This is a genomic window from Algoriphagus namhaensis (genome assembly GCF_042649705.1).
GTDB classification, from domain to species: domain Bacteria; phylum Bacteroidota; class Bacteroidia; order Cytophagales; family Cyclobacteriaceae; genus Algoriphagus; species Algoriphagus namhaensis.
Genome location: NZ_JBHRZS010000006.1, coordinates 442,427 through 460,969 on the forward strand (window position 1 = coordinate 442,427; position 18,543 = coordinate 460,969).

An 18,543-nucleotide genomic window follows, 5' to 3' on the forward strand; every position below is an offset into this window, starting at 1 on the left:
ATAATACGGGATATTAAAATCTTAATGATCCAGCGGAATAATTTATAATTTTTTAATCAAAATCAAACTTCCAATAAGAATTAGAAAAAACCTAAGGAATGATTACTGAAAGTTCAATTTGCCAATTCTACCTCCAGCACCTGAAGCCCACACCGATCGACCTTTTGAATCAGATTTCACTGCATGGAAGGATTCCCCCGAAAAAGATGTCCAAGTATCTCCTTGATCTAGAGAAATATCCCCCCCATTGGGGCCTACGGCAATCACCCATTTCTTTCCCTTCAAATAAGTGACTCCAGAACGGTACCCATTTGGACTAGCATCTGAGGTTTGCCAGCTTTTTTGTCCGAGCTGAAACATTCCTGAAGTCCCTCCCTTTTCCTCAGGTTTCAAATAATCACCTCCAACAGCTACGATTCGTTGATTCTCAACCAAACAAATTGCGAAGATGCCCTGGGAAGGCTTACCCTGAAGGAGAGGGCTGGTATAGCTCTCCCAAGTATTCCCTCGATCCAAGGATTGCCAAATCTTTGACTCTTTGCCACCACTTCCTATCCAAATAGAATTTTTAAGGGCAACCATCGACGAACCACTAGCGGCGAAGCCCGCTTCACCTTCAGTCACATTTGGAGCCTGATCTATCCTTTTCCAATTATCCCCACCGTCCTCTGTGACTAAAAACATCCACTTACCATCCACTGGGTCTCCAAATACATAGCCGCGCTTCTTATCCACAAAGTGAATTCCATCGAGAAAGGCTGGTGGTGACTGGGTAGATTTCAACTCCCAAGTTACTCCTCCATCCGTAGTCTTATAAATCACAGCCGGCTCTCCTGCAGAAACAGCTACAGCTACTTTCTCATTAAATGCATGAATGGAGCGAAAATCGACAGAGTCTAGCCCCGCGATAATTCCGTGGTTCCAGCTTTCACCTCCATCAATCGTCTGAAGCCAAGTCCCTCTGGATCCGCTGGCCCACACGACCTCATCTGAACAAACGGAAAGACCTCGAAGTGATGCTTTAACTGGCGTCTCTTTTAATTCCCACCTCGCATTAATTTGCTGGGCAACTAGTTCAGAAGTACCAAAAACCATCAAGAATATGACGCAAAGAGATATTTTCATCAAGCTTTTACGTCTACATTTCGGTAAGCCTCAATCAATTTCTCCTCACCTGATTTACCTGGCTCAGCATTTCCATGCTCCATCCCACAGATTCCTTCAAAGCCTTTTTCATGGATCCATTTGAAAACATTGGCGTAGTTAATTTCTCCTGTTCCAGGTTCTTTTCTGCCCGGGTTATCCCCGATTTGTATGTAGGCTATTTCATCCCAACATCTCTCCATACTAGCAATGAGATTTCCTTCATTTCGCTGCATGTGGTAGATATCATACAGGATTTTGCAGCTTGGACTTCCCACAGCTTTACAGATCATGTGCGTTTGATCCGAATGTCTTAAAAACAATTCTGGCGTATCACTAAGTGGCTCCATGACCATAGTGAGGCCATGTGGCTCAAAGATTTCAGCACCTCTCTTCATCGCCTCGATCACGTTTCCTGTCTGTATTCCTAAAGGCATATTTCGATCGTAAAACCCAGGCACTACAGTCATCCATTTGGCATTGACTCGCTTGGCTGCTTCTACCGAGTCCCTACAGGTTTTCAGGAAAACATCCATAAATTCCTGCTTTCCTGTCGTGAGCGAAGTTTGCCAATTTTGGCCTCCATCGACGACAAAGACTCCCATTCTCATCTCAAGTCTAGCTATTGTCTCTCCAATTTTGGACTGATCTGCTACACTACGTTGGAGGAGACCATTATCCTCCAAAGATCGGAACCCTTGATCAGCCATAAATTCAAGCTGCTCCACGAGACCATCGCCCGCAGAATTTTTAAACATGCCAAAATGAGGCGCAAAATCCAGTGTAAAAGTCGGTTCCGCAGCCTTGGCTACCAAGCTCTCAGCAAATGAAGCTCCTCCTATAAAACTAGAAAGTGTTGCTGTAGCGCTAAGATTTTTGATGAATTTCCGTCGTTCCATGATTACACAACTTTGGTTTTGCCTGGAATTGCATGTGGATAATATCCGTCTTCCTTAGGAAGAATTTTCGGCATCGCATCCCAAGACAATGTTTCTGGAAAGAGGTCAACCTGACCATTGATTGCCTCATCCCAGGTAATCACCTTACCCGAATAGGTTGCATACCTTCCCATGATGGAAGTCATGGTACTTTTAGCGGCATTTTCAGCATCGGCAAATTTATATTCTCCCTTCACCAAAGCATCCCAAAGCTCATTATGCTCTTGCTGGTAAGGGTTGACATTATTTTCTCGATCATGCTCATACAGTACATTTCCTTTCCAATCAGACAGTACTCCATAATTTCCTGCACTTAAATACGCCTTACCATTAGTTCCTTGAAATGACTCATCCACGCGATTGGCTGCTCCAGGAAAATGTCTGCACTCGCTATGGATTACTGCACCATCTTCGTAAGTAAAACTCACCACATGATGGTCGAAAATCTCACCATGATCCTTACCTGTCCGAACAAGTCGACCTCCAGTACCTTCTGCCTTGACAGGGTAGCCCTTTTTGACCCAGTTGGCCACATCGATATTATGGACATGCTGCTCGGTAATATGGTCTCCACAAAGCCAATTGAAATAATACCAGTTTCTCATCTGATATTCCATTTCAGTCTGCCCCGGCTGACGCTCACGCACCCAAACTCCACCATCGTTCCAATAAACCTGACCTCCAGTGATATCTCCGATTTCACCGTTATGAATTCGGGCGATGGTCTTTCTATAATTATCTTGGTAGTGGCGCTGCAGCCCGACTACCACATTGAGTTTTTTTGCTTTTGCTTCTTCAGCCGCTGCCAAAACTCTACGAATACCGGCAGCATCTGTAGCCACTGGCTTTTCCATAAAAATTTGCTTTCCTTGCTTCACCGCTTCTTCAAAATGCATAGGCCTAAATCCAGGAGGAGTAGCCAAAATCACCACATCAGCAAGTGCGATCGCTTCTTTATACCCATCAAACCCGACGAATTTTCGATCCTCAGGTACGTCGACTTTTTCTGCACCGTACTTAGCCATTATAGGCTCATAGCTCTTATCCAGCCGATCTCGAAATGCATCCGCCATGGCCACTAATTTGATTGGATGGCCTGTTTCAAAAGCTTGAAACACTGCCCCTGTTCCTCTTCCTCCGCATCCAATCACTGCAAGTTTCAAATGATTATCTGGGGCCGCATAGGCGCCCGAGAGCGTAAAAGGATTTACCATCAGTCCTCCCGAAACTAAAGCAGAGGTCTTGATAAAATCTCTTCTGGTTTTCATGTCTTTCATAGGTTTATTGTTTGGATTAATAATCAGGTATCGGTTCTCTTGAATAATATGCTTCGATTTCGTCCTCAGATGGAGGGCTCAAAGGTCTAACTACCCTTAGGCCAATAAATGGAGCTTCTGGAAACCACCATTGGCTTTTTGGTATTTGCGGATCTAGTTGCTTCCACTTTGGGGAGCTCACATATCTTCTTTTGGTTCCGATTTCTTCGCTTGGAGTAGCATAGCTCCCTCCTCTCACCACTCTGGGATAAAGCTTTAAAGCCGGATTCACAGGGTTTTTGTCGGGAGATTTTGAGTAAAACTCTAAATCATATTGATCAGAAGTCCACTCGAGTACATTCCCATAGATATCGTATAAACCCCATGGATTTGGCTTTTTAGATCCTACAAGCTGGGTGGTTCCTTTTGAGTTTTCTTTAGTCCATGCGTATTCTTGTAGCATTTTTGAGTCAGTCCCGAAGAAATAATCCTCCTCGCTTCCTGCTGCGGCCGCATACTCCCATTCAGCTTCAGTAGGTAAACGATAGAAAATACCAGTTTTCAAGTAAAGCCAGCGGCAATATTGAATGGCTCCATATTGAGTCATCCCCACGGCGGGCTTTCCCTCTTTCCCCATTCCAAAGGTCATATCTAAATAAGGCAAACTAGGTCGAGTCAAGCCATCGACTTGCTCACTCAGTGGAGTTTCGGAAATCGCTAATTCATAGTTTTTATCCAAAAAAAGCTCAAAGGCATCCCAGGTCACCTCATGTGTTCCCATCCAGAATGCATCCAGCTCAACCTCATGTTTGGGACTTTGATCAGATCGTTCCGGATCATCACTCCCCATCCAAAAAGATCCAGCGGGAATCGGAGTCATACCAAAATCAACTGGGGTACCCGGAATAGTTTGAATATATGATCGAAACTCCTCCTGCCTATTCGGGGAGGAGGAACCAACATGATCCAAAACCAAAAAATACAGTGTAAGAAAAAGCAAGGCTTTTGGGAAGAGCATATCCAAATTCAATAAGAAAACCCTTCAAAATAGCAGAATTAAAAAGAAAAAGAAAGAATAATCCTTGTCGGCCTTACATTCTTTTTACCACCTCGCTTTTAGGGATTTTCAGCGACCACATCCCCCGAAGATCACCGATACGATGACCCGTTGCCTTATCTTCAGGATATAAAGCGTTGATTTTTTCGAGGGTTTTCGGGCTGATTTCACTAGTGGGATCCCCATGGCAACTTAGACAAAACGCCCCCGGAATTACAATAGCTTTGGTGTAAAGATAGGTCTCGCCTCCCTCTATTTTCTGAATATTGGGATCCGAAGCAATGTTGTTTTCAGCATTATATTCATAGGCCTCAAGAATGGGCTTCTCTTGCTCCGTGGGCTTATCGGATGGCTTTCTAAATCGATTTGAAGCTCGGCGGATTTCAATTCCATTCGCTTCACCAACTTCCCCTAGAATAGGTAATGCCTTTACATTACAGAATTCAATAGCCCCTTCTGGACCACCATCTGCTATTGCTTTAGTAAGTGCTGATACAAGTTGCCCCTGCGCTTGAGTACTGATAGAATCTCCCCAAATCATGGCCTTTTGAAGGATTTCAGCTTCAGTCAGTCTTTTTACTTCCATGTTTTTATTCACTTCATCAAAGACTTCTTTGGAAACGCGCTCACCACTTCCACAGGAAAAAAGGATCATGCAAAAAACTACAACTAGGTATTTCATAATTCTATATTTATCTATTCCCTAAGTTAAGGATTTTCACTTTTTTACTTCAAATTCATCAGATTAACCCGTAGAAATTCGAGTTGATTGAAAATTAAATTAATTAATATTTAAAGAGTGTTATTTTTGATTGATGCGTAAATCCCTATTTCTGCTTTTTCTGATTTTTATTACCACTTTGGGTTCAAAAGCCCAGACTTGGACGAGAATGCAAAGCTGGGGATTGGACTTAGAAACCCTTTCCTGGATCAATGATTCGGTGGGCTATGCCGCTGGCGAAGATCTCCTCATCAGCTCTCAAGATCGTGGAGTTACATGGAAGGAAATCGATTTTCTTCCAAATGCGCGAGTTTTGGACCTTTCATTCTTAAATGAAACCATAGGCTTAGGGGTGGGAGAGAATGGAATGATCATCCGGACTTCGGATGGCGGTAATACCTGGTCTGAGATCAATAGCCCTACAGGAAATAGCTTGAAAACCATTGCCTTTTTTGATGAAGCCCTTGTTTTAGTACTTGGTGAAGGAAATCTTATTTTGGCTAGTCAAGATCTAGGTTTGACTTGGACCGAACAAAATTCTTTTCCTAGCATCGGAATCAATGATCTAACTTTTACAAGTAGCGATTCCATATTTATCGTCGGTGAGTCAGGCCAAATTCAACTTTCCGTTGATCAGGGGGAAACTTGGACCCCGAAAAGCACATCTACCTCTGAAGCTTTGAATAAGCTCACCTTCTCCAGTCAGGGAGTTGGATTTGCCGTGGGCCAAAACGGAACCATCATTCGATCATTGGATGGAGGAGAAAACTGGCTTTCACTTAACTCCACAGTAAGTATAAATCTAAAAGATGTGGACGTGAGTCCCACCAATGCCAATTTTATTATCGTGGTGGGTGAAGAAGCCACAGCATTGCGGTCTACCAATGGAGGAAATTCCTTTGGCAAAGCGAATCTTGGAGCAGGAAATATCCGAAACCTGAGCCAGATCAAATTTTCGCCTACTCAAAATACAGCCTTTGCACTTGGTAAGGATGGGTATTTAATTTCTTCCACGAATGGAGGAGGAAGCTGGACCACACGGCTCGCAGGTATAAGAAATGATTTTACAGATACCGATTTTAAAACTGATCGATTTGGTTTTTTTGCTGGGGCAAATGGTGCTTTTTATTTAACTGGTAATGGCGGATTATCCATCATTTCCCGCCCCCTTCCTGAGGATTTGGACATCATTAGTCTGGACTTTTGGAATACAGGATTTGGATATGTCTCCGGTGCAGATGGTCGCATGTTTAGGACGGGCAATGGTGGCACTTCATGGGTAAATGTGAGCGCCCCCACTTCAGAAAACATTAACGGTTTTTATCTTTTCGCCCCTTCTGTCTTATATATCGCCGGGAACTCAGGGTATATCGCTAGATCTTTTGAGTCGGGGGGAAATTGGAATGCCGAGGTCGAAGCCAATACCACAGAAAACCTGAAAGACATTACGTTCTTTGATTTCCAGGTAGGTTTTGCCATGGGTGAAAATGGACAAATCAGCTGGTCCAATGGGGGGAACGTGTGGGAAAACATACCCAAGCTCACGGATGAAAATCTGAATGCCTTGGCCAAAGTGGATAGTTCCACCGCCATCATTGTAGGACAAAATGGTGTGATCTTAAAATCCGAAGACAAAGCCAGAACTTGGAGAAGGATTAATGTACCATTTACTGAAAACATCAAGGATGTAGACTTTTGGGACGACAAACTAGGTCTAGCAGCGGGAGACAATGGCTTTACCATACAAACCAAAGATGGTGGTGAAACCTGGACTAGAATCCCGAGTGGCACCCGATCCAACCTTACTGCCGTGAGTATAGGGAATCCCTTGGTTGCCTTTGCCGTAGGCGAAGATGGCACCCTACTCAATTACACCTGTTTTCCTCCTGGGCCACTCAGCGAAATAACCGGCAACGCGACTAGTTGCCTAGGAAGGCAGACATACCGCATCGATGAACCTCAGGTCGAAGGAGCTTTCATCGAGTGGCGAGTAGACGGAGGCACAATTCTACGAGGACAAGGTACAAGTAGCATTGAAGTGGAATGGGAAATCCCAGGAAGAAATGCCGTTTTGGTAACCAATGAAAACTTCTGCGGAAATGGCGATACCTCAGCATTAGAGGTGACTGTTTCAGATATTCCACCAAGCAATCTTCAGATTCAAGGTACTGGAGCTGTATGTACAGAGCTACAAAACAAATACGCGGTGACTTCTTTACCTGGCGTGGACTATCAGTGGCAGGTAACAGGCGGAAATATTATTTCTGGTCAAGGAAATTCAGAAATCATCGTTGTTTGGGAGGAGAAAGGTCTCCAAGAGGTGCAGCTAATTTTGGAAAACACCTGCGGTAAATCCAATCAAATAATTCTACCAGTACAAGTAAGCTCTCCTCCAGAGCAGCCTTCAGAAATCGTAGGTGAAGCTCTCGTGGGCTTAGGGGAGGCCGTTTATGAAATTGAAGCTGTAAGCGGGGTGAATTATACATGGGAAATTCCCAATTCGGCTGGAAGAATCACTTCTGGCCAAGGAAGTCCTAGAGTCACCATTCAATGGGGAAATGAAGGCGAGTTTACCATTACAGTGACGCCTAGAAATGAGTGTGATGAGGGAGCCGCACAAAGTCTCTTGGTGGAGGTGAACATCATCACATCCCTAAAGCCAGAGATCGATCAAGATTTGAAAATCTATCCCAATCCGAGTCAAGGTAGGCTATGGATAGAAGCCCGTGATCTTAGCCAATGGTCAAATGCGGAAGTCATCTCTTCCAATGGCATGCTGATTCGCTCGATCGAGATCAACCCTGGAGCTCACAGAATAGAATTCGATCAGCTTCCCAGAGGATTGTTCCTAGTCCGACTAATTGGACAAAAAGATGTGATTGTACGTAAGGTGCTAGTGCAATAATTTATTCAGACTCACCGCGAACGGTGACGTACTGAAATATATCACCGATTCCGCCATTCTTGATGAATGCTTTTTTAAGGATCGCTTCGGGGATATATCCCGCTTTTTCGAGCACACTCATGGAAGGCCCATTGAAATCATAGACTTGAGCGAAAACACGTTGAATATCAAATTTTTCGAAAACGTATTTGGTAAAAAGTGTTACGGCCTCGGTTGCAATACCTTTCCCTGCAAAAGGCTCTCCAACCCAAAATCCTATTTCCATATTCGTACGGAGCTCTGCTTTTCCGAGTTCAGCCCCGATGGATCCTGCCAATCTGCCTTCAAATTCTATTGCGAAATTCTGTGGGGGATTAAATTTTTGATTGTGCTCAATCCAATGCCGAGCATCGTGAATTGTGTAGGGCTGGGGGAAGCTATCCTTGAGATTCATGGCAATCTTTGGATTATTTGCTAGAGGGTAAAGCTGATGGAAATGCGCTTCATTCCAAGTCACTAAGTTTATTCCTCTTTGTCCAGATATTACCATAAAATCGTCTGCTATCCCTAAAAATTTTTATTTATCAAATCTATCAATATTACCAAATAAATAACAATCGGTAATCATTCATCCATCCCTCCTGCTTTCATTTTCTCAAAATTTTCCGCCAAACGCAAAGCACTGATGAATTCTTCAATATTTCCATCCATTATTTCGGGCAGATTGTAAACTGTCTTATTGATACGATGATCAGTAACCCGGGATTGAGAGTAATTGTAAGTACGGATTTTATCAGCTCGGTCACCACTTCCCACCATAGACTTCCGCTGAGCACCCACTTCCTCATTGTGCTTAGCTAATTCTATCTCATAAAGCCTAGATCGGAGTACTTTAAGGGCTTTCTCAAAGTTCTTTATTTGAGATTTTTCATCTTGGCAAGTTACCACTAAGCCCGTGGGATTATGGGTCAAACGAACTGCAGAATAAGTGGTATTCACCGACTGACCTCCAGGGCCCGAGGAGCAATAGGTGTCCTTCCGAACATCATTCATATCAATATTTACCTCCACCTCGTCCATTTCAGGCAATACAGCCACGGAGGCAGCGGAAGTGTGAACACGGCCTTGAGATTCAGTGGCTGGGACTCGCTGCACGCGATGTACGCCAGATTCAAACTTCATCATGCCATAGACATCAGCTCCCGTCAACGTGGCGATGATTTCTTTATATCCACCTGCTGTACCAAAAGTCAAATCCAACACTGTCAATTTCCAGCCTTGCTTCTCGCAAAAGCGCTCATACATTCTAAACAAGTCTCCTGCGAAAATGGCCGCTTCATCTCCACCACTTCCTGCCCGAATTTCCAGAATAGCATCCTTAGAATCATTTGGATCTTTTGGAATCAATAATTGTTTTATTTCTTCCTCTAGGACTTCTCTTCTATCCTTCAATTCGTCGAGCTCGGCCTTTGCCATTTCTCGAAAATCTGGGTCTTTTTCCTTATCTAAAATTTCTTTGGTGCTATCAATATTTTGTAAAACCAAGGTGTATTCATCACCGACCCGAACAATTTTCTCTAAGTCCTTGTACTCCTTGGAAAGCTTGGTGTACTTTGCCATATCGGTCATGCTTTCCGGCAAAATAATCAGCTGGCCTACTTCCTCAAATCTGTCCTTTAGGGTTTGTAATTTATCTAGCATGCTTTTTTAATCAACAGGCAAAAGTAGTGAATTTTATTCGTGAGATGTAAAAACCAGAATTCAGAAAACATCGTTGAACCCCTCATATATATCCTAATCAATAATCCTAAATGCGAAAGACTCCCATTCTTTTATTCCTTGTCTTGGCTTTGGCCTCTTTCCAATGTGAAGACGACATCATCAACCCTGATTGCATCGATCCGGATCGGATCAGGACCAACGCTGTTTGCACCATGGATTGGAATCCCGTCTGTGGATGCGACGGTGTGACCTATTCAAACTCTTGTCATGCCAGCAATTCTGGGGTGTTGAGAACCACTCCGGGGGAGTGCGGTAGCTAAGGAAACTAATAAATAAACAGCCTCTAAAAATGAATTTAGAGGCTGTTTCTTTTAGTATGCAATAATGGATTATTCCACGGTTACTGATTTAGCTAGATTTCTAGGTTGATCCACATTACACCCTCTCATCACCGCAATGTGATAAGACAATAGCTGCAAAGGAACTACAGCCACCAGTGGGGTAAACGCTTCATGCGTGTAAGGAATCTCAATTACATGATCAGCCATTTCTCTAACGCTGGTATCGCCTTCGGTCACCACAGCAATCACCTTCCCCTTTCTGGCTTTCACCTCCTGAATATTACTAACTACTTTCTCATAAGAGCTGTCCTTAGTGGCAATGAAAATTACAGGCATCTCCTCATCGATAAGGGCAATAGGTCCATGCTTCATTTCCGCAGCTGGATAGCCTTCAGCATGAATATATGAGATCTCTTTAAGCTTCAAGGCACCCTCTAAAGCTACAGGGAAATTATATCCACGTCCTAGATACAAGGCATTCGACACATCTTTATATTCTTCAGATATGTACTTAATAGCATCATTGGCTTGCAAAGCTTTTTCAACTTTGCTCGGAATTGCTGCTAGCTCATGGAGCAATTCAATGTATTTCCCCTCAGGCAAAGTTCCTCGTTGATAACCCAGCTTGAGAGCCATCATCGCAAGAACGGAAATCTGAGCCGTAAAGGCTTTCGTTGAAGCCACCCCGATCTCAGGTCCCGCGTGGGTATAGCTTCCTGCATGCGTAGCTCTTGGAATGGACGATCCCACCACATTACACACTCCAAAGATTGTTGCTCCTTTTGATTTTGCCAGCTCAATCGCTGCAAGAGTATCAGCAGTTTCTCCAGATTGTGAAATTGCAATGATAAAGTCTTTTTCACTTACCACTGGGTTTCTGTATCTGAATTCTGAAGCATATTCTACCTCCACCGGGATTCTCGCAAACTCTTCAAAAAGATATTCCGCAACCAGACCAGCATGCCAAGAAGTACCACAAGCAGTGATAATAATTCGCTCAGCATTCTGGAATTTATTCATGTAGTCTCGAAGTCCGCCTAAAACCAGACGTCCGGATTTGGCATCTAACCTTCCTCTCAAGCAATCCTCAATAGATTTTGGCTGCTCATAAATCTCCTTCAGCATAAAGTGCTCATAACCACCCTTTTCAATAGCCTCCAATTCCATTTCAAGCTTATTGATATACGGATTGGTTTCTACGTTTTCAATGGTTTTTACCTGAAGTCTATTATCGCGAATTACCGCAATTTCATAATCGTCAAGATATACGACCTTATTCGTGTATTCTATGATAGGAGTAGCATCCGAAGCCAAAAAGTATTCATCCTCTCCCACACCAATAACCAGCGGAGAACCTTTACGGGCTGCGATTAGTGTGTTGGGCTCCTCTTTATTCATCAACACAATGGCATAAGCACCAACTACCTTGTGTAAAGCCAAGCGAAGGGCCTCCTCAAGACTGATGGGATTATTTACATAGATATCTTCAATGAATTTGACGAAGACCTCTGTATCCGTGTCAGATTCGAAAGTGTAACCTTTAGAAATAAGATCCTTTTTGAGTACCTCATAATTTTCAATGATACCATTATGAATAATAGCAAGCTTCTCCGTGGAAGAATAATGTGGGTGGGCATTGGTATCGTTCGGTTCTCCATGGGTAGCCCATCGAGTGTGGCCTATACCCACCTTAGAAAATACTTCACCGCGCTCCTTCAAATGCGCTTCTAGTTCGCTGACCTTCCCCTTCTTTTTATAGACACTTAAGCCATGCTGGTCCATCAATGCCACCCCGGCACTATCGTATCCTCGATACTCGAGTCGCTTAAGTCCTTTGATGATAATAGGTAGAGCTTCTTGCTGACCTACATACGCTACAATTCCACACATGATGAAAAAAAGATTAGGTAAAAATTTGGATGAACAAAGAAACAGCTTTCATGCCAAAAAAAATAATCCACTTCATTAAAAAAAAGAAGTGGATTAGGTATACTTTTTCGAAATCGATTGTTTAATTCCGCTTCGAGTAAATCACTCGAACTTTAATTTTATTATTATCCATCACAAACTGCCTTAAGGATCTTTTAAAGGCATCCCCTCCTAATGGAGAGTTGCCATACAGAAGCCAATCTTTTCGCATAATCTGGTCGCGGTAAATTGCGTTAGTATAGGAGGTTATTTGCACCTTATATTTCTCCTCATTCTCATCATATTCCAAAATAGCCGGAGCAATTGTAGACGGCTCTTCATTCCCATCTGGGTCAAGTGCAAGCTGCGGCTGGCCGTCTCTCTGAACGGTTAGAGGCTGACCATCGCGTGATCGAGTCAAAATATTATTTGTATCATCCGTAAAATTCATCACTAGGGAGGCAATGGGATTCTGACCTTCTGGCACTTCGTCTATTTCTCCCAACTCAAGGTTAATCTGATTGAAAGTTATTCCTCGTAGGGTATCCAAAAACTCATCAAATGGACTAGTATCTACCTTTATTACCATCCCTAAATTGGCCTTCATCCCTATTTTTGAGCCAGTTTTATAGGCAACTTGAGGGATTTGCACCACATCTGTAGGTGTTCCAGTTCGATCACTTCTTACACCATTGAAGCTTCTGGAAGAAGCTGAAGTAATTGAGTATTCAACAGAAACCGTATCGCCTGGAGCACTATAATAAACTTGAATTCCAGTCTGAAACCCCAGATTAATTCCGGCGGTGGTATTAGCACCTTCTTCGATCTCCACGGCTACGCCCGGAAGATAATCTCTAAATTGGAATAAATCCTCAAATTCGATCCCCCTTCTCATCTTGTCAAACAACTCATCCGCGAACTCCTCAGTGACTGGAAGTCTAAGCGTTGTGTCCTTGCTCTCCAAGAAAGTGACTTGATATGAGGCGATCGGAGTTTGTTCAAACATCAACTCGTCAAAATTGTAATAGAGCGTATCCAAAATTGGCTCTGAGAGACGATGTACAGAAAATAACTTAGGCTCATCTAGATCAGTACCGTTAACGCTTACCACGTCAAGGGTAAAGAACGCTGAATCTAGCTTAGAATCAACACCTGGCCTCGGCTCAAAAACATCCAGAAATAATCTAGTATAGCCAGTACCTCTTGTTTTCCCAAAATAGGGATCAACTTCGTCCCCCACCACCAAGATACTTTGGTTGGTGGTATTGAAAGAATCTAGTAGTACTACCTCTGCATCTAGTTCAAACTCCACAAAAAACACTCCAATCTGGTTGTTTTCAGGCGCGAGCTGCAAGCCCACCGTAGAGGGATCACTGCATGAACTGATGATAAGGAGGGACAAGATGAGCCCTAGAGCCGATTTAACCGGCGAGCTCGTTGTATTTTTCAAAAAGCTCGTCATGAGCCTGCGCTTCTTCTTCAATGCTGATTTCAAACTTCTTGTCTTTAGAGAAATCCTCTATTAGTTGGTTCAATTCTTTGGATACTTCATGGCCCTTCACTACCAAGTCTGCGTATTCCATACCCATCCTGATAAAGCCTTCAAAATCCTTGGTTTGCAAAGGTGCTAAAATTGCGTCATCAATATCGACCATCTTAACCTTGTTTAACAAATCGTCGCCAAAGGTATGAGAAAAGCCATTATTATAAATAGCAAAGACAGATTTTGTGTCCTTAAATAAAGGTTCGTTTTTGTATGTCGTTTTGAGATACATTGGAATCAAACTTGTCATCCAATCATTGCAATGAACAATATCTGGAGCCCAGCCGAGCTTCTTCACTGTCTCAATTACGCCTTTACAAAAGAAGATGGCACGCTCGTCGTTATCCTCATAAAACTTCTGCTGCTTATCATGAAATACATGCTTCCGCTGGAAGTAATCTTCATTATCTATGAAATAAACCTGAAGCTTTGCATTTGGGATAGAAGCAACTTTAATCACAAGCGGCTTTTCTTCTTCACCAACTGCGATATTAATCCCCGAAAGACGGACCACTTCATGCAATCTGTTTTTTCTTTCGTTGATAAGACCAAATCTTGGTACTAAGATCCTGATTTCCATACCCCTTTCCTGCATTGCTTGAGGAAGAGATCTGAGGAAGTTAGCTACTTCTGATGTTTGTAAGAATGGGTTGATTTCACTGGCAACGTAGAGAATACGTAGTTTCGACATGCTTATTGGATTTAAGTTGAAGGTGAAAAAATAACTGGGCAAAGATAAGAAAAAAAGGCCACATCGCCTTGTATTTCTAAATAATAATCTAGATTTGCCTCCATTTACCCTTCCCTAAATACGCGTTTTGAAAATCATCAAAATCCCTGAAGACTGGGATCAACTTTGGGCAAAAACCCTCCTCAATAATCAAAAAATAGGCTTTGTGCCTACTATGGGAGCCTTGCATGAAGGACACCTAGAGCTCGTCCGATATGCGATAAATGAGTGTGATTTTATTGTAGTCTCTATTTTTGTCAATCCCACCCAATTTAATAACCCATCTGATTTTGAAAGCTACCCCAAAACAATAGAGGCAGATTTAAGCCTACTTGAAAAAGAGGGAATCGATGCCGTTTTTATCCCAGAAACGCACACCATGTATCCGCGAGAGGTCGAATTGAGCCTGGATTTTGGGTCAATCGAAAAAGTTTTAGAAGGGAAATTTAGACCGGGTCACTTTAGCGGAGTGGGAATTGTGGTTAGCAAACTATTTAATCTAATACGCCCTCACAAGGCATTTTTTGGACAAAAAGACCTCCAGCAAGTGGCGGTAATTAAGCGGCTTGTAAATGACTTGTCCTTTCCGGTCAAGTTACGAATCATCCCCACCAAACGCGAAAAAGATGGGCTTGCGCTATCTTCTCGTAATGTAAGGCTGAGTCCTTCACAGCGGAAAGAAGCTTTAATCCTTATTCAAAGTCTGGCCAAAGCTCGGACTGAACTTTTAGCGGGACAATCATGGTTACAGGTGTCGCAGGAAATTCGAGAGGATTTCTCCAAGCAGCCTGAGCCTAGATTAGAATATTTTGAGTTGGTTCATCCCGACACGTTTGAGGTGTTTCAAACCTTTGACCCAAATCAAAAAAACTTCCTTTGCGTCGCAGCCTACCTTGGAGATGTCAGATTGATCGACAATCTGCAGGTTAATGACTAATTTCGCGGCAAATTTAGAGGAATGAACATTCAGATATTAAAATCTAAAATCCACAGAGTAAAAATCACCCAAGCAGAGCTTCATTATGTGGGCTCCATTACCATTGACGAGGACTTGATGGATGCGGCCAATCTCATCGAGAATGAGAAAGTTCATATCGTCAACATCAACAATGGCGAACGCCTAGAAACTTACGTGATCAAAGGTCGAAGAGGAACTGGTGAAATCTGTCTAAACGGTCCCGCAGCACGCAAAGCCCAAGTGGGTGATATCATCATTATTATTTCTTACGCCGGAATGGACTTTGAAGAAGCCAAAACCTTCAAACCAACCGTAATCTTTCCTGACGAACAAAATCGAGTAATTTGAAACTCCCCCCTAAACTCAAAAAAGCCTTACAGCTCATCTTATCTCTAGGTGTAGCCCTATGGATTTTTTGGTTTTTGTATAAGGATATAGAGCTCGATTCATTTCTGGCCCAAATTAAATCAAGCAAATGGCACTGGATTTTGGGTTCCTTGGCAGTATCTCTGATCGGATTTTGGATAAGAGGATGGAGATGGACCTTATTGATTTCAAAAGATGAGGGCAAGGCCGTGACTGCAAGTCGGGCCTACCATGCGGTGATGGTAGGGTATCTCGTGAATTTGCTCGTTCCACGTGCTGGAGAAGTAGCTCGATGTGGCGTACTTCAACGTACAAACAAAGTCCCAATGGGTCACTTGATTGGTACGGTCATCCTAGAGCGAACCATTGATTTTGTTTTCCTGTTAGCTACCATATTTCTAGCTTTTTCGGTAGAAAATCAGCTTTTCATTGAATTGGCTGGAGAATTCATTGACCTTGACAACCTCAGAGAAAAAGCCTTTTCCAACCTTCCGGTTGTCTTTGGTGGCTTTGTGGTTTTCGTCCTTACGCTCTATTGGATAGGAAGGAGATTTCGAGACCATGGACTAGTCCAAAAAATTCAACATTTCTTTCGAGAGGTATTGGGAGGGGTCAAACAAATCAAAAACCTGCAAAATCCACTCGGTTTTTGGTTAAGTTCTATAGTAATTTGGGTGATCTATTTCATGACCATGTACATGGTTTCCATGGCGATCCAAAGCACTGCCATTTTGTCCATGGGAGAAGTGTTGCTCGTCATGGTGATGGGTAGTATTGGCATGATTGCACCTGTACAAGGCGGGATAGGGACCTTTCATGCACTCGTGGCTCTGATTTTGATACAATTTGGAATAGCCGAAGCCGACGGAAAAATATTTGCAGCTATCATTCATGGCTCGCAAATGATCCTTATGGTTTTGGCTGGATTACTAAGTTGGTTTTGGATGCTCAGACTTCCTGTCGAAAGTCAACCAGAACAAGCTTAAATACGTTTAGCAAATTTGAAAATCGAAAAAATATGGGAATTCTTATCATAGTCGCTGTCTTCGCAATACTAGGTTTTGTGGTGAGCAGCAAGCTGAAAAGCAAATTTAAAAAGTACTCACAAACTGCATTGAAAGCGAACCTCTCTGGAGAGGAGATCGCGAAGCTCATGCTCGCAGATCATCAGATCCATGATGTGAAAGTACAATGCGTAGAAGGGCAACTTACCGACCACTATAACCCAATGAATCGTACGGTAAACCTAAGCCCTGAAGTATTCTATGGCAGAAATGCTGCAGCTACCGCAGTGGCCGCTCACGAGTGCGGACACGCAGTACAGCATGCAACACAGTACACTTGGTTAACCATGAGATCCAAACTAGTTCCAATTCAAAACATCTCTGGAAAAATCCTTAATGTAGTTTTAATTGCCTCCCTTTTTGGTGGATTTGCTCTCGGACTCCCAGTGCCATTTATCGGATACATTGTTGTTGGATCCTATGGAGTAATGACTCTTTTTACTCTAGTCACCCTCCCTGTAGAATTTGACGCTAGTAATCGAGCCTTAGCGTGGGTGAAAACACGTAATATTGTAACTCCAGAAGAATACTCAATGTCAAAGGACGCACTTACTTGGGCAGCGATGACCTATGTGGTAGCAGCTTTGGCTTCTTTGGCCACATTGGCTTATTACATCTTTATTTTCTTTGGAAATAGAGATTGATCCAGATCAAAAAAAAGAAGAGAAAGGGGGCTGAATTGTCCCCTTTCTTTTTTTTGATCTATTTTCATGCTTGGAAAATTTAAACCCAAAGAAATAATGAATTTTGAGTTATCTGAAGAGCATTTAGCTGTACGTGATGCAGCAAGAGAATTTGCTCAGACTGAGCTTTTACCAGGAGTAATTGAGCGAGATTCTGAAGCAAAATTCCCACACGAGCAAATCAAACAAATGGGCGAACTCGGCTTCATGGGAATGATGGTGAAAGAGGAGTACAACGGAGGTGGTATGGATACCCTGTCCTATGTACTAGCGATGGAAGAATTATCCAAAATCGATGCCTCAGCCTCAGTCTCCATGTCTGTAAACAATTCCTTGGTATGCTGGGGATTGGAGAAATACGGCACTGAAGCCCAAAAAGAAAAATATCTCAAAAAACTCGCGACTGGAGAAATTCTCGGCGCTTTCTGCCTTTCGGAACCAGAAGCGGGGTCGGATGCCACTTCTCAAAGAACGGAGGCTGTTCGAGACGGTGATCATTATATTTTAAATGGAACTAAAAACTGGATCACCAACGGCAATACAGCCAGTGTCTATCTGGTAATTGCCCAGACAGATGCCAGTAAGGGCCACAAGGGAATCTCAGTTTTCATCGTGGAAAAAGGATGGGACGGTTTTGTTGTTGGTAAAAAAGAAGACAAACTAGGCATAAGAGGATCCGACACACATTCCTTGATGTTTACGGATGTCAAAGTTCCAGCCGAAAACAGAATTGGTGAAGAGGGCTTTGGATTCACCTTTGCCATGGAAACACTTAATGGAGGTAGAATTGGAATTGCAGCTCAGGCCTTAGGTATTGCAGCTGGAGCTTATGAGTTCGCCTTGGCCTATTCGAAAGAAAGAAAAGCCTTCGGTAAGCCAATCAGTCAACATCAAGCAATTCAATTTAAGCTTGCTGACATGGCTACCACCATTGAAGCAGCAAGACTGCTCGTTTATAAAGCCGCTGTGCTGAAAGATCAAGGCCATGACTACGCACATGCCTCAGCAATGGCCAAGCTTTACGCCTCCCAAGTTGCCATGGACGTCACAGTGGAAGCGGTGCAAGTGCATGGAGGATATGGATACGTAAAGGAATATCACGTGGAGCGCCTAATGCGGGATGCCAAAATCACGCAGATTTACGAGGGAACATCAGAAATTCAAAAAATCGTAATTTCAAGAGGAATTCTTAAATAGAGCCAATTCAAAGGGTGCAAAATCAAAATTTG

At 43.0% G+C, this 18,543-nt stretch carries 17 protein-coding genes; 7 read left to right on the forward strand and 10 right to left on the reverse strand.

The genetic code is table 11. The features are described 5' to 3' along the window. Positions 1 to 102: 102 nt before the first annotated feature. The 5 genes from ACFOSV_RS05715 to ACFOSV_RS05735 form a co-directional block, all read right to left on the reverse strand. The gene (locus ACFOSV_RS05715; protein ID WP_377904288.1) at positions 103 to 1,125 is read right to left on the reverse strand and encodes a WD40/YVTN/BNR-like repeat-containing protein; all 1,023 of its coding nucleotides are present in this window, start codon (positions 1,123 to 1,125) and stop codon (positions 103 to 105) included. After that, entirely contained in the window at positions 1,125 to 2,042 is a 918-nt protein-coding gene (locus ACFOSV_RS05720; RefSeq protein WP_377904290.1) for a hydroxypyruvate isomerase family protein, read from the reverse strand. Before ACFOSV_RS05720 ends, ACFOSV_RS05715 begins: the two co-directional genes overlap by 1 nt. Positions 2,043 to 2,044: 2 nt before the next feature. Next, positions 2,045 to 3,349, reverse strand: a complete 1,305-nt coding sequence (locus ACFOSV_RS05725; RefSeq protein WP_377904292.1) for a Gfo/Idh/MocA family protein — start codon at positions 3,347 to 3,349, stop codon at positions 2,045 to 2,047. A gap of 25 nt (positions 3,350 to 3,374) precedes the next feature. Next, on the reverse strand, positions 3,375 to 4,355 hold the full coding sequence (locus tag ACFOSV_RS05730) for a formylglycine-generating enzyme family protein (RefSeq protein WP_377904294.1): 981 nt from the start codon (positions 4,353 to 4,355) through the stop codon (positions 3,375 to 3,377). 73 nt (positions 4,356 to 4,428) lie between these two features. Continuing rightward, on the reverse strand, positions 4,429 to 5,076 hold the full coding sequence (locus tag ACFOSV_RS05735; RefSeq protein WP_377904296.1) for a Tll0287-like domain-containing protein: 648 nt from the start codon (positions 5,074 to 5,076) through the stop codon (positions 4,429 to 4,431). A 133-nt stretch (positions 5,077 to 5,209) separates the two neighbouring features. Between ACFOSV_RS05735 and ACFOSV_RS05740 the strand changes: the two genes are divergently transcribed. Then, on the forward strand, positions 5,210 to 8,020 hold the full coding sequence (locus ACFOSV_RS05740) for a YCF48-related protein (RefSeq protein WP_377904298.1): 2,811 nt from the start codon (positions 5,210 to 5,212) through the stop codon (positions 8,018 to 8,020). A gap of 1 nt (position 8,021) precedes the next feature. Here the strand turns inward: ACFOSV_RS05740 and ACFOSV_RS05745 are convergent, their stop codons facing one another. Continuing rightward, positions 8,022 to 8,549, reverse strand: coding sequence for a GNAT family N-acetyltransferase (locus tag ACFOSV_RS05745; RefSeq protein WP_377904300.1), 528 nt, complete (start codon positions 8,547 to 8,549; stop codon positions 8,022 to 8,024). A gap of 74 nt (positions 8,550 to 8,623) precedes the next feature. Further along, a complete protein-coding gene (gene prfA / locus ACFOSV_RS05750; RefSeq protein WP_377904302.1) occupies positions 8,624 to 9,700 on the reverse strand; it encodes a peptide chain release factor 1 in 1,077 nt (358 codons plus the stop codon). A 110-nt stretch (positions 9,701 to 9,810) separates the two neighbouring features. Between prfA and ACFOSV_RS05755 the strand changes: the two genes are divergently transcribed. Next, positions 9,811 to 10,041: a Kazal-type serine protease inhibitor domain-containing protein gene (locus ACFOSV_RS05755; protein WP_377904304.1), complete on the forward strand. Its 231-nt coding sequence runs from the start codon at positions 9,811 to 9,813 to the stop codon at positions 10,039 to 10,041. A gap of 69 nt (positions 10,042 to 10,110) precedes the next feature. Here the strand turns inward: ACFOSV_RS05755 and glmS are convergent, their stop codons facing one another. From glmS to ACFOSV_RS05770, 3 genes are all read right to left on the reverse strand, one after another. Continuing rightward, a complete protein-coding gene (gene glmS / locus ACFOSV_RS05760) occupies positions 10,111 to 11,952 on the reverse strand; it encodes a glutamine--fructose-6-phosphate transaminase (isomerizing) (RefSeq protein ID WP_377904306.1) in 1,842 nt (613 codons plus the stop codon). A gap of 121 nt (positions 11,953 to 12,073) precedes the next feature. Next, positions 12,074 to 13,372, reverse strand: coding sequence for a DUF4270 family protein (locus tag ACFOSV_RS05765; protein ID WP_377904308.1), 1,299 nt, complete (start codon positions 13,370 to 13,372; stop codon positions 12,074 to 12,076). A 19-nt stretch (positions 13,373 to 13,391) separates the two neighbouring features. Continuing rightward, complete coding sequence (locus ACFOSV_RS05770; RefSeq protein WP_377904310.1) at positions 13,392 to 14,204, reverse strand: glycogen/starch synthase; 813 nt, start codon at positions 14,202 to 14,204, stop codon at positions 13,392 to 13,394. Between the two features lie 127 nt (positions 14,205 to 14,331). Here ACFOSV_RS05770 and panC point away from each other — a divergent pair, with 127 nt between their 5' ends. From panC to ACFOSV_RS05795, 5 genes are all read left to right on the forward strand, one after another. Next, complete coding sequence (gene panC / locus ACFOSV_RS05775; protein WP_377904313.1) at positions 14,332 to 15,180, forward strand: pantoate--beta-alanine ligase; 849 nt, start codon at positions 14,332 to 14,334, stop codon at positions 15,178 to 15,180. A gap of 21 nt (positions 15,181 to 15,201) precedes the next feature. Continuing rightward, entirely contained in the window at positions 15,202 to 15,549 is a 348-nt protein-coding gene (gene panD / locus ACFOSV_RS05780) for an aspartate 1-decarboxylase (protein WP_377904315.1), read from the forward strand. Next, positions 15,546 to 16,553, forward strand: coding sequence for a lysylphosphatidylglycerol synthase transmembrane domain-containing protein (locus tag ACFOSV_RS05785; protein ID WP_377904317.1), 1,008 nt, complete (start codon positions 15,546 to 15,548; stop codon positions 16,551 to 16,553). The genes panD and ACFOSV_RS05785 overlap by 4 nt, the downstream gene beginning before the upstream one ends. A 32-nt stretch (positions 16,554 to 16,585) precedes the next feature. Further along, the gene (locus ACFOSV_RS05790) at positions 16,586 to 17,275 is read left to right on the forward strand and encodes a zinc metallopeptidase (RefSeq protein WP_377904319.1); all 690 of its coding nucleotides are present in this window, start codon (positions 16,586 to 16,588) and stop codon (positions 17,273 to 17,275) included. A gap of 96 nt (positions 17,276 to 17,371) precedes the next feature. Next, a complete protein-coding gene (locus ACFOSV_RS05795; RefSeq protein ID WP_377904321.1) occupies positions 17,372 to 18,511 on the forward strand; it encodes an acyl-CoA dehydrogenase in 1,140 nt (379 codons plus the stop codon). Positions 18,512 to 18,543: the final 32 nt, after the last annotated feature.

Excerpts from the sequence above, each read along its gene's own strand:
- ACFOSV_RS05715 (WP_377904288.1), bottom strand. The coding sequence starts at position 1,125 with ATGAAAATATCTCTTTGCGTCATATTCTTGATGGTTTTTGGTACTTCT.
- ACFOSV_RS05745 (WP_377904300.1), bottom strand. The coding sequence starts at position 8,549 with ATGGTAATATCTGGACAAAGAGGAATAAACTTAGTGACTTGGAATGAA.
- panD (WP_377904315.1), top strand. The coding sequence starts at position 15,202 with ATGAACATTCAGATATTAAAATCTAAAATCCACAGAGTAAAAATCACC.
- ACFOSV_RS05795 (WP_377904321.1), top strand. The coding sequence starts at position 17,372 with ATGAATTTTGAGTTATCTGAAGAGCATTTAGCTGTACGTGATGCAGCA.
- glmS (WP_377904306.1), bottom strand. The coding sequence starts at position 11,952 with ATGTGTGGAATTGTAGCGTATGTAGGTCAGCAAGAAGCTCTACCTATT.
- ACFOSV_RS05770 (WP_377904310.1), bottom strand. The coding sequence starts at position 14,204 with ATGTCGAAACTACGTATTCTCTACGTTGCCAGTGAAATCAACCCATTC.
- ACFOSV_RS05725 (WP_377904292.1), bottom strand. The coding sequence starts at position 3,349 with ATGAAAACCAGAAGAGATTTTATCAAGACCTCTGCTTTAGTTTCGGGA.
- ACFOSV_RS05735 (WP_377904296.1), bottom strand. The coding sequence starts at position 5,076 with ATGAAATACCTAGTTGTAGTTTTTTGCATGATCCTTTTTTCCTGTGGA.
- ACFOSV_RS05740 (WP_377904298.1), top strand. The coding sequence starts at position 5,210 with ATGCGTAAATCCCTATTTCTGCTTTTTCTGATTTTTATTACCACTTTG.
- ACFOSV_RS05790 (WP_377904319.1), top strand. The coding sequence starts at position 16,586 with ATGGGAATTCTTATCATAGTCGCTGTCTTCGCAATACTAGGTTTTGTG.
- ACFOSV_RS05730 (WP_377904294.1), bottom strand. The coding sequence starts at position 4,355 with ATGCTCTTCCCAAAAGCCTTGCTTTTTCTTACACTGTATTTTTTGGTT.
- ACFOSV_RS05755 (WP_377904304.1), top strand. The coding sequence starts at position 9,811 with ATGCGAAAGACTCCCATTCTTTTATTCCTTGTCTTGGCTTTGGCCTCT.
- ACFOSV_RS05720 (WP_377904290.1), bottom strand. The coding sequence starts at position 2,042 with ATGGAACGACGGAAATTCATCAAAAATCTTAGCGCTACAGCAACACTT.
- prfA (WP_377904302.1), bottom strand. The coding sequence starts at position 9,700 with ATGCTAGATAAATTACAAACCCTAAAGGACAGATTTGAGGAAGTAGGC.